This is a genomic window from Mesorhizobium sp. M7A.F.Ca.US.006.04.2.1, from assembly GCF_004022915.1.
GTDB classification, from domain to species: domain Bacteria; phylum Pseudomonadota; class Alphaproteobacteria; order Rhizobiales; family Rhizobiaceae; genus Mesorhizobium; species Mesorhizobium ciceri.
Map to the genome: position 1 here is coordinate 1 of NZ_RZQA01000840.1, position 2,792 is coordinate 2,792.

The 2,792-nt window shown below is 65.0% G+C and carries 4 protein-coding genes; all 4 read right to left on the reverse strand.

Annotation, left to right across the window (positions count from 1 at the left end; all coding sequences use genetic code 11):
• The coding region (locus tag EN925_RS30935; protein ID WP_164894499.1) for a branched-chain amino acid ABC transporter permease at positions 1-707 on the reverse strand (707 nt) is incomplete at its 3' end.
• Positions 704-1,606, reverse strand: a complete 903-nt coding sequence (locus EN925_RS30940; RefSeq protein WP_024502052.1) for a branched-chain amino acid ABC transporter permease — start codon at positions 1,604-1,606, stop codon at positions 704-706. The genes EN925_RS30935 and EN925_RS30940, both read right to left, overlap by 4 nt.
• Positions 1,603-2,334, reverse strand: a complete 732-nt coding sequence (locus EN925_RS30945) for an ABC transporter ATP-binding protein (RefSeq protein ID WP_013528428.1) — start codon at positions 2,332-2,334, stop codon at positions 1,603-1,605. The genes EN925_RS30940 and EN925_RS30945 overlap by 4 nt, the downstream gene beginning before the upstream one ends.
• Positions 2,321-2,792 (reverse strand): ATP-binding cassette domain-containing protein (locus tag EN925_RS30950; protein ID WP_164894500.1); only part of this gene is annotated, 472 nt, incomplete at its 5' end. The genes EN925_RS30945 and EN925_RS30950, both read right to left, overlap by 14 nt.

Genomic DNA, 2,792 nt, shown 5'->3' on the forward strand with positions numbered 1-2,792 from the left:
GAATAGAGCGACCCGCCGACGCCCGAGAAGAACGCGCCGATGACGAAGGCGATCAGTCTGGTCCGCAGCACGCCGATTCCGACAGCGCTGGCCGCGATTGTGTCGTCGCGCACCGCCTTCATGGCGCGCCCGAAAGGCGAATAAACCAGGCGCGCCAGAACGAACACCGTGATGGCGAGCCAACCCATCACCCAGGGCAACGTCGTCTCCAGCGGCACGCCGGTAAACGTGCGGGCGCCTCGGGTGAAATCCGACGCATTGATCAGCACCACGTTGACGATAATCAAGAATCCCATCGTCGCCACCGAAACGAAATAGCCCGACAGGCGCATCAAGGGATAACCGACGACCACCGCAAGCAGTGCCGTCAGAACGCCTGCCACCAGCGTCGCCGGCAGGAAGGGGAGGCTGAAAGCATGCAGAAACCCCGGCAGATGCGGCAGCAATGCCATCTTCTGCTGCACCGGGATCGACAGGATCCCCGAAATATACGCGCCGGCGCCGATGAAGCCGACATGACCGAGCGAAAACACGCCGGTAAAACCGTTGCTCAGCGACAGCGCCAGCACCAGGATTGCATTCAGCGCGATCAGCAGGATAATCCGGACGAAATAGTCGCTCAGCACGTGCGGCGCACCGAAAGCGACAGCTGCTCCCGCCACCACGGCGACGAGGACGAGGAGTGTGATCCGCGCTTCCCGGCTCACAGCTTTATCTCCCGGTTTGGCTGGAGCAGCCCACCCGGGCGCACCAGGAGAAAGGCGATCAGCACGGCGAAGACGATTGCGTCGCGATAGGACGAGACGCTGCTCGGCAGGAATGCGACGATGAATATCTCCAGCGCGCCCAATATGTAGCCGCCGACCAGGGCGCCCGCGATCGACCCGAAGCCGCCGATGATTGCCGCCACGAAAGCCTTCAGGAGCGGCGTGAAGCCCATCTGCGGCTGCACCACGCCGGCCTGCGCCGCCCACAAAATGCCGGCGAGGCCGGCATAGGCGGATGCGACGATGAAGGCGACGATGATCAGCCGGTTGACGTTCAGACCGACAAGGTGTGCCGCCGACATGTCCTCGGCTGCGGCGCGCATGCCGAGCCCAGTCGTGGTGCGCGTGATAAACCAGCCGAGGAGCAGCAGCGACACGAAGGTCAGCGCGATGGTCAGGAGATTGATGCTGGTGAAGGTGATGGCGCCGTTCGACATTTCCCAGGAGGTGTTGAGAATATCGGGGAGTGGAAAATTGCGCGGCGAGGAGGTGAACACCAGGATGCCGACATTCTCGATGATGTAGGTGACGGCGAGGCTGGTCAGCAGTCGCGCAACGTCGGGCGCGTCGCGGATCGGGCGGTAGGCGATGCGTTCGATGAGGAAGCCGGCGGCGGCGGCCGCGGCGATGCCGCAGATCACGGCGACCGGGAACGGAACGCCGATGCCGACCAGCAAGGCAACCCCGAAGGCACCTACCATCATGACGTCGCCATGCGCGAAATTGGTCAGCTTGAGGACGCCGAAGACGATCGACAGGCCGACCGCCACCAGTGCGTAGAGGCTGCCGAGGCTCACCGCATTGACGATCTGCTGCAGGATATAGTCCAGCTGGGTCATGTTGCCGCCCCGAGATATGCCTGCGCCACGCGTTCGCTGTCGCGCAGTTCCGCGGACCGGCCAGACAGCGCCACCTGGCCCGTGCGCAGCACATAGGCGCGGTCGGCGAGGTCCAGCGCGAGCGTGATGTTCTGTTCCACCAGAAGCATCGTCATGCCCTGGCGCTTCAGTTCGGCAAGCGCGCTGAAGATGTGGCGCACCAGCAGCGGCGCAACGCCGAGCGAAGGCTCGTCGAGCAGCAGCAGGCGCGGCGCCGCCATCAGCGCGCGCGCCAAAGCAAGCTGCTGCTGTTCGCCGCCCGACAGCGTCCCGGCCAGCTGCTTCAGCCGCTGCTTGAGAATCGGGAACAGCATGAACATGCGCTCGCTGTCTCTGAGGATGGCATCCTTGTCGGTGCGGGTGCAGGCGCCGAGCCGCAGATTGTCAGCCACCGTCAGGCCGCCGAACAGGCGCCTGCCCTCCGGGCTCTGCGCGATGCCCAGACTTACGATGCGCGACGGAGCGACACCTCCAATCGGCTTGCCATCGAAGATGATCCTGCCGCCGCGCGGCCGCGACAGGCCGGAAATGGTGCGCAAGGTCGTGCTCTTGCCGGCGCCGTTGGCGCCCACCAACGCCACCACCTCGCCGGCATGGACGTCGAGCGAAATGCCCTTCAGCGCACGCACCGCGCCGAAATTGACCTCGAGGTTCTCGACGCTGAGCAGAACGGGGCTAGGCGTGGCCAAGATACGCCTCCCGCACTTTCGGGTGTTCGCGTACCTGCTCCGGTGTTCCGACGCAGATCACCTCGCCAGTCGCCAGCACCTGGATGCGTTCGCACAGCGCCATGATCAGGTCCATGTCGTGCTCGACAACGACCACCGTTACGCCATAGCGGTCACGGATCGTCCGGATCAGCGCTGCCAACACCTTGGTCTCGTTGGAATCAAGACCGGCAGCGGGCTCATCGAGCAACAGCAGTTGCGGGCCGGTCGCCAACGCACGCGCAATCTCCAGCCGCCGCTGATCGCCGTAGGGAAGATCCGCGGCGACCCTGCCGGCCTGATCTGTCAGGCCCATGAGGTCGAGGAGTTCGTCGGCCTTCTGCCGGGTCGCGGCCACCCGCTCGCGATAACGCCGACCGCGCAGCACGGTATCGGCGGCGCCGACAGGATGGCGCAACTGCGCCGCCGTCAGCACGTTC

Excerpts from the sequence above, each read along its gene's own strand:
- EN925_RS30940 (WP_024502052.1), bottom strand. The coding sequence starts at position 1,606 with ATGACCCAGCTGGACTATATCCTGCAGCAGATCGTCAATGCGGTGAGC.